Source organism: Clostridia bacterium, assembly GCA_019683875.1.
Taxonomy (GTDB): Bacteria; Bacillota; Sulfobacillia; order RBS10-35; family Bu92; genus Bu92.
In genome coordinates this window covers 1-7,010 of record JADGHN010000096.1, presented here as the reverse complement: position 1 = coordinate 7,010, position 7,010 = coordinate 1, and the positions used below count along the sequence as shown (strand labels likewise).

At 67.3% G+C, this 7,010-nt stretch carries 8 protein-coding genes; all 8 read right to left on the bottom strand.

The features are described from left to right. Positions 1–762 (bottom strand): hypothetical protein (locus tag IRZ18_07775; GenBank protein MBX5477001.1); only part of this gene is annotated, 762 nt, incomplete at its 3' end. A 27-nt stretch (positions 763–789) separates the two neighbouring features. Next, a complete protein-coding gene (gene gyrB, locus IRZ18_07770; protein ID MBX5477000.1) occupies positions 790–2,700 on the bottom strand; it encodes a DNA topoisomerase (ATP-hydrolyzing) subunit B in 1,911 nt (636 codons plus the stop codon). A gap of 122 nt (positions 2,701–2,822) precedes the next feature. Then, positions 2,823–3,077, bottom strand: a complete 255-nt coding sequence (locus tag IRZ18_07765) for a DUF370 domain-containing protein (protein MBX5476999.1) — start codon at positions 3,075–3,077, stop codon at positions 2,823–2,825. Between the two features lie 6 nt (positions 3,078–3,083). After that, positions 3,084–3,605: a DUF721 domain-containing protein gene (locus IRZ18_07760; GenBank protein MBX5476998.1), complete on the bottom strand. Its 522-nt coding sequence runs from the start codon at positions 3,603–3,605 to the stop codon at positions 3,084–3,086. Further along, a complete protein-coding gene (locus tag IRZ18_07755) occupies positions 3,602–4,762 on the bottom strand; it encodes a DNA replication/repair protein RecF (protein ID MBX5476997.1) in 1,161 nt (386 codons plus the stop codon). Before IRZ18_07755 ends, IRZ18_07760 begins: the two co-directional genes overlap by 4 nt. An 8-nt stretch (positions 4,763–4,770) precedes the next feature. After that, positions 4,771–5,019, bottom strand: coding sequence for an RNA-binding S4 domain-containing protein (locus IRZ18_07750; protein ID MBX5476996.1), 249 nt, complete (start codon positions 5,017–5,019; stop codon positions 4,771–4,773). Positions 5,020–5,022: 3 nt separating this feature from the next. Continuing rightward, the gene (dnaN, locus tag IRZ18_07745) at positions 5,023–6,129 is read right to left on the bottom strand and encodes a DNA polymerase III subunit beta (protein MBX5476995.1); all 1,107 of its coding nucleotides are present in this window, start codon (positions 6,127–6,129) and stop codon (positions 5,023–5,025) included. A gap of 256 nt (positions 6,130–6,385) precedes the next feature. Further along, positions 6,386–7,010: chromosomal replication initiator protein DnaA (locus IRZ18_07740; GenBank protein ID MBX5476994.1), on the bottom strand; the 625-nt coding region annotated here is incomplete at its 5' end.

Sequence of the window (7,010 nt, the reverse complement as noted above, 5' to 3'; positions counted from 1 at the left end):
CTCCTGCGCTTGCCGCCGCGAGCCAGGATCGGGCTTGGGGTGCATCCCCGTCAAATCCAGCTCGTCTTCCGGCCAGAGGGCCTGGCTGCGATCGAGAACCAGCCAGTCGCCGGGCTTGATGTCCGCGATGGTCTTCCATGCGAGGGTCGGACGGCCGTTCGCGTCCGGCACGCACGTCAACAGCGGATGGTTCGTCGTTCCGGTGACCTCGTACCCGAGGCGCGTGACCACCCGGCGCACGGGGAAGGGGCCGCAGTCGAACCATTTGCTCGCCGTGTTCACGCGCTGGCCCGCGGACAGCACGCGGATGGAAATGTCCTCGTCCCGATTCGCGCTGAGTTCGCCGATCGGCACAAGGCCACGATCCGTCACCACGAGCGTGTCCCCGGTGACGCAATACCGCATCGCCGCGGGAGGGTCGCCGTCGATGCTCCCCATGTTGCCGTGGCCGTCGACGAGCATGTACCGCATGGAGAAGTCCTGCGCCATGCGCACCATGGCGTCGTACACGGCCGCGTCGTTGTGCGGGTGGTACTTGCCGAGCACGTCGCCGACCGTCGCCGACGACTTGCGATAGGGCTTGTCCGGCGTGCGCCCGGCTTCGTGCATGGCCCACAGGATCCGCCGGTGGACGGGCTTGAGGCCGTCCCGAGCGTCCGGCAACGCGCGCGCCACGATGACGCTCATGGAGTAGTCGATGTACGACTGCTTCATCTCGTCGACGACGTCGATGGGGATGATCTTGCTCTCCGCTTCCGCCATGACCGCGCGTCCCCCCTTCCCGGCTCGCTAGCCGATCGTGTCGAGGTTCTTGACCTCGTCGGCGTGCTCTTCGATGAACTCGCGGCGCGGCTCGACCTTCTCGCCCATGAGGATCGTGAAGATCTCGTCCGCGGCCATCGCGTCCTCGATGGAGACCTGCAAGAGCGTGCGGTTGGCCGGGTTCATGGTCGTCTCCCACAGTTGTTCCGCGTCCATCTCGCCGAGACCCTTGTAGCGCTGCGGCGTCTCGATCGCGTCCCAGCCGCCGAGTTGCGCGATGATGCGGTCGCGCTCGGCGTCGGAATACGCGTACCGCGGCGTCTTGTCGCCCTTCTTGGCGACGATGCGATACAACGGGGGACGCGCGATGTAGACGTAGCCGGCCTCAATGAGCGGGCGCATGTAGCGGTAAAAGAACGTGAGAAGCAACGTCCGGATGTGCGCGCCGTCGACGTCGGCGTCGGTCATCAAAATGACTTTGTGATATCTCGCCTTCGTGATGTCGAACTCGTCCCCGATGCCCGTGCCCAGCGCCGTGATGATGGCCCGGATCTCCTCGTGGCCGAGCATCTTGTCCAGGCGGGCCTTCTCGACGTTCAGGATCTTGCCCCGCAAGGGGAGAACCGCCTGGGTGTGGCGGTCGCGACCCTGCTTGGCCGAGCCGCCGGCGGAATCGCCCTCCACGATGAACAGTTCCGAATCGGCGGGATCTTTCGAGATGCAGTCCGTCAGCTTGCCGGGGAGCGCGGACACTTCCAGCGCGTTCTTGCGACGCGTCAGCTCCCGCGCCTTGCGCGCCGCCTCGCGGGCCCGCGCGGCGAGCACGGCCTTGTCCACGATGGCACGCGCAGCCGTCGGATGCTCCTCCAGGTACACGGACAGTCCGTCGGCGACGACCGTCTCCACCACGCCGCGGACCTCGCTGTTGCCGAGCTTCGTCTTGGTCTGGCCTTCGAACTGCGGCTCCGGGAGCTTGACGCTGACGATCGCCGTGAGGCCTTCGCGGATGTCCTCGCCGGAGAGGGTGTCCACGCCGTTCTTGAGGAGGTTGTACTTTTTCGCGTAATCGTTGACGGCGCGGGTCAGCGCCGCCTTGAGCCCGGCCTCGTGGGTGCCGCCTTCGGCCGTGTGGATGGTGTTCGCGAAGGAAAAGATGTTTTCGACGTAGCCGTCCGTGTACTGCAGCGCGGCCTCCACGCTGATGTTGTCCCGCTCGCCGCTGACATAGATCGGCTCCGGGTGGAGCGGCGTCTTGTTCTTGTTCAGGTGTTCGACGAACGCGACGATGCCGCCCTCGTAGTAAAAAGTGTTTTTCTGCCCGGAGCGCCGGTCTTCCAGCGTGATCGTGAGGCCGCTGTTGAGGAAGGCCAGCTCGCGCAGGCGCTGGGCCAAAATGTCGTATTTGAATTCCGTGTCCTCGAAAATTTCAGCATCCGGCTTGAAATGGATCGTCGTGCCCGTGCGGTCGGTGGAACCGATCACTTCCACGTCGGTTTTCGGCACGCCGCGCTCGTAGCGCTGCTGGTGGATCTGCCCGTCGCGATGAACCGTCGCCACCAGCCACTCCGACAGCGCGTTGACGACCGACACGCCCACGCCGTGCAGGCCGCCCGAGACCTTGTACAGGTTGCTGTCGAACTTGCCGCCGGCGTGCAGGACCGTCAGCACGACCTCAAGCGTCGGACGGCCCATCTTGGGATGGATGCCGACGGGGATGCCCCGCCCGTTGTCCTCCACGGAGACCGAGCCGTCCCCGTGGATCACGACGTGAATGTTCGTGCAGGCGCCGGCAAGCGCCTCGTCGACGGAGTTGTCGACCACCTCGTAGACCAGGTGGTGCAGCCCGCGCGTACCCGTGGAGCCGATGTACATGCCGGGGCGGCGCCGGACGGCTTCGAGCCCTTCCAGTACCTGAATTTGACTCTCGTCGTACGGCATGGTCGCACTCCTCCGAAAGGCACGTAAAATGGGCCGCCCCGATCCGCAACTGGCGAATCTGGCCCCGTCGACACGATGGCACAAAACTGTCTAAACACGCATAGTATAGCGCATTGCGCGTTTCAGGGCCTGAGGTGGTCGAAGTCGCCGATGCGCTTGCGCAGCGTCGACGCCGAAATCGGCGAGAGCAGGACCCGGTCGCGGCACACGACCACCGTCTTCGCGTCCCCGTTGGACAGATCCTCCACCTTGCCCCGCGCCCGCATGAACCCGAGGAACTCCCGCGTGGCGGCGCCGGTGACCACCGTGTTCCGTTCCAGGATCGCCACGATGTCCGACGCGCGGATGATCACGTCCCCGCCGACGTGCAGGTACAATTCGCGTCACCCTTCCCTGTCGGATGCGACCGCTTCGGTGTCGCGCGCCGGGCCGGCGGAGCGCCCCTCGCGGCGACGGCGACGCGCCTCGGCGCGCGCCGCGAACTCGAGAAGTGCCGCGCGCAGGTCGGCGGCGAGCGACGTCTCCTCTTCCTCCAGCATGCGGCGAAGATCGCGTTTCGCCAACTCGATTTCGTCCCTGGCGAGCATGTCGCCCGCTCGCTCCGCCTCCGGCGGCCGCACGCGGCCGACGCGCACGCGGAGATCCTTCAACCGTTCAGGGGCGAGGCGGGCGTTCAGCCGGTCGAGCAGTTCCTGCTTGAGAAGCGCCACCTGGTTCGCCCACGCAGAGTCCGCGACGACGACCTCGAGCACCTCGCCGCGCACCGCGACAGCCTGCGCGTGTTCCCGCAGGTGCGGCCCGGCCACCTCGTCCCACAGTCTCACGGCCGACTGGCGGTCCGCCGCCTGCTTCAGGCCGAGCTGGGCGAGCGTGCGCTCCAGCGCGTGACCCAGGCGCTCGCTCAAGCGTTTCCCTCCTCGAGGACCTCGACGCGCCCATCGCCGACGCGGAAGATGCGCGCCACGCGCTCCCGCGGGACCAGGTCCAGCTCGGTCGTCGTCAGGAACGCCTGCAGCCGTCCTTCCAGAAGCCACGTGAGACGCCGGCGCCGGTCCGGGTCGAGCTCGGAGAAGATGTCGTCGAGGAGGAGGAGGGGCGTCTTGCCGAGCACCTCGGTGAGGCGGCGCACCTCCGCGACTTTCAAGGCCAGCACGAACGATCGCTGCTGGCCCTGCGACGCGAAGCGGCGCGCGTCCCGGCCGCCGAGGAACGCGGCCACGTCGTCGCGGTGGGGCCCGACCAGCGTGTATCCCTGCGCCGCCTCGTCCGGGAATGCGGCCGCAAGCTCGTCCGCGTACCAGCGCCGCCACGCGTCGGCCGTCGCGGGGACGTCGTCGAGGCGGCGGATGCGGTCACCCGATCCGGGCCTGGCGGAGACGACGAGGCCGAGGTCCGCGTCCTCGTCCGGAGCGATGCGCTGCAGCTCTTCGCGCAGGAGCGGCTGCAGTTCCACGAGGCCGCGCACGCGCGCCGCCGCCACGCGTGAGGCCACGTCGAGGTACTGCTCCGTCCACACCTCGAACAGCGCGCCGGGGCGCGGCTTCCCGCCCATGTCCCGCAGGACCTGGTTGCGCTGCACCAGACAGGCGCGCATCTCACCGAGGTTGTCGCCGTACGTCGGGTCGATCTGGGCGAGGACGTGGTCCAGCCACCGCCGCCGGACGCCCGGCGAGCCCTTCAACCAGGAGAGCTCGTCCGGCGTGAAGACGACGCACGGCAACGTCCCGAACAGCTCGCTGAGCCGGCTCAGCGGGCGCCCGCCGACGCGGACGGCCTTGCCGCGCGCCTTGTGGAACGCGACTTCGAGGTCCAGCGTGCCGAGCCCGTCGACGCGGCGGCCCTTGATGTAGAAGCCGGCCTCGTCCCACCGCACCACCTCGCCGTCCCTACCCGTCCGGAACGACTGGCCAAGACCGAGGTAGTGGATCGCCTCCAGCACGTTGGTCTTGCCGGCGCCGTTGGGCCCGATCAACACGTTCACGCCCGGGCGGAATTCGAGGGCGAGCTCGGCATAGCTTCGAAAGTGCCGGAGAAACAGGCGCTCAAGGTATTCCTGCGGCATCGCGCGGCTCATATCCCGTCCGTGGAGGACCCGCCGTCCTTGCCGTTCACGACCCATTCGCCCGCGCCCGGAATCGTGACGCGGTCGCCGTCGACGAGCTTCCGGCCGCGCCGCGTCTCGACTTCGCCGTTGACGAGCACGCGCCCGCTTTGCACGGCGACCTTCGCCTCGCCGCCCGTCTGCACGGCGCCGCAGATCTTGAGGAACGCGTCGAGTTTGACGGGAAGCTTCGCGATGTCCACCCGCACCGGTTGCATGGCTCAGGAAATCCGCATCGGCAAGAGGAAGTATTCGTAGTCGTCGCTCTCGCCGCAAAACCGCGCCGCGCCGATGGGCCCGGAGAAGGCGCACCGCACGACCTCGCCGTCGACGTGGCGCAAGCCGTCCAAGAGGTACTTGGAGTTGAACGCGATCTCCAGGGCCTCGCCCGTCACCGAGGCTTCCACGTAGTCTTCGGCCACGCCGACGTCGGGCGCCTGGGCGCTCAGGGTCACGCCTCCGGGGGCGATCGACATGCGCACGGCGTTCGACTGGTCGGGGGCGCTCGCGATCAGCGCGACGCGCTCGCAGGCCTCCACGAACGCGCGACGATCGACTTCCATCTCCACGCCGTAGGACTTGGGCATCATGTCGAGCACCGCGGGGTATTGCCCGTTCAGGACGGTGGTCTGGAAGAGAACGCCGTTCACCTCGGCGAGCAGCCGGTTCTCCAGCATGCCAAGCCGGACGCTGGCGTCGGCGTCCCCCAGCAGCCGGGCCAGCTCCTGAAGCGTTCGCCCGGGAACGACGACCTCGACGGCGTCGTCCGCCGAGCCGCCTTCCCCACGGTAATGCGCGACGCGGATCCCGTCCGTGGCCACGGCGTGAAATCCGCTCGTGGAGATGCGCAGCTGGATGCCCGTGAGAATGGGGCGCATGTCGCTGGTCGAGACGGCGAAGCTTGTCCGCTGCACGGCATCGCGGAACTGCTGCTGGGGCAGTTCCAGGGGGGAACCCGCGAAATCCTGCGCCATCATCGGGAACTGCTCGTGCGGGAAACCGTTCATGCGATACTGCGACTTTGCGAAGCGGACCGTGGCCTGGGCCCGTTCGCCTTCGGTGCTGATCGAGATCTCGCCCGAAGGCGCGCGCCGGACAAGTTCGACCACGTACCGAGCAGGGAGCACGACGGCGCCCTCATCCGCAACGGAAGCCGGCAGCGTGGTGCGGATCGCCGTTTCGAGGTCCGTGGCGGAAAGCGTCAGCATGCCGTGTCTCGCCTCGAAGAGAATGCCGGTCAGGACCGGCAGCGTCGTGCGGGCCGCAGTGGTGCGCTGCACGATTTGAAGCGCGGAGGCCAGGTCTTCCTGCTGGACGGTGATGTGCATGGTCGTCCTCCCTCAAGTTCTACTCTTGATTTGCACGGAGTAGCAGTAGTAGTCGGCGCGGCGTCCTGTGGACAACTTCGCGGATGCCCTGTACTTGCCGAGCCGCGGGTGTGGATTCGCTGTGGACGAGCGTGTGCACGAGAGCCCCTGTCGTCCACATGTTCGTGCCGTCCCGCGCCGGCCTGTGCACAACGTGCCGGTCATCCCCAGATTGTCCAACGGTTGTCCCGGGGTTGTCCCCAGGTTTGTCGACACCTCATCCCGTGATCCGTTTCCGAAGGTGCTGGATCGTCTGCCGCAAGTCCGGGTCGGTCTTGAGCTCGCGGCTGATCTTCTCGTGGGCGTGGAGCACCGTGGTGTGGTCGCGCCCGCCAAATTCCTCGCCGATGCGCGGCAGCGACAGGTCCGTGAGTTCGCGGCACAGGTACATCGCGACCTGGCGCGCCAGCGCCACCTGCCGTGTTCGCTTGCGGATCTTGAAGTCCTTTAGGTCGATCATGAAGTGCTCGGCCACCACGTCCTGGATCAGGCGCACGGTGATCGCGCGGCTCTTCTTCTGCGGCAGGATGTCCTTCAAGGCGTCCTGCGCCAGGTCGAAGTCGATGGTGCGCTGGTGCAGGCTCGCGTAGGCGACGAGGCGGATGAGCGCACCCTCGAGCTCGCGGATGTTCGTGTCGATCCGCTCGGCGATGAACAGCAGGACGTCGTCCGGCACCTTGAGGCGGTCGATCTGCGCCTTCTTACGCAGGATGGCGATCCGCGTCTCCAGGTCGGGCGGTTGGATGTCCGAGATCAGGCCCCACTCGAACCGCGAGCGGAGCCGCTCTTCAAGGGTGGGAATGTCCTTGGGCGGGCGGTCGCTGGAGAGCACGATCTGACGC

Bases quoted from the DNA above. Each gene is read 5' to 3' on its own strand.
- gyrB (MBX5477000.1), bottom strand. From the start codon at position 2,700: ATGCCGTACGACGAGAGTCAAATTCAGGTACTGGAAGGGCTCGAAGCC.
- IRZ18_07755 (MBX5476997.1), bottom strand. From the start codon at position 4,762: ATGCCGCAGGAATACCTTGAGCGCCTGTTTCTCCGGCACTTTCGAAGC.
- IRZ18_07750 (MBX5476996.1), bottom strand. From the start codon at position 5,019: ATGCAACCGGTGCGGGTGGACATCGCGAAGCTTCCCGTCAAACTCGAC.
- dnaN (MBX5476995.1), bottom strand. From the start codon at position 6,129: ATGCACATCACCGTCCAGCAGGAAGACCTGGCCTCCGCGCTTCAAATC.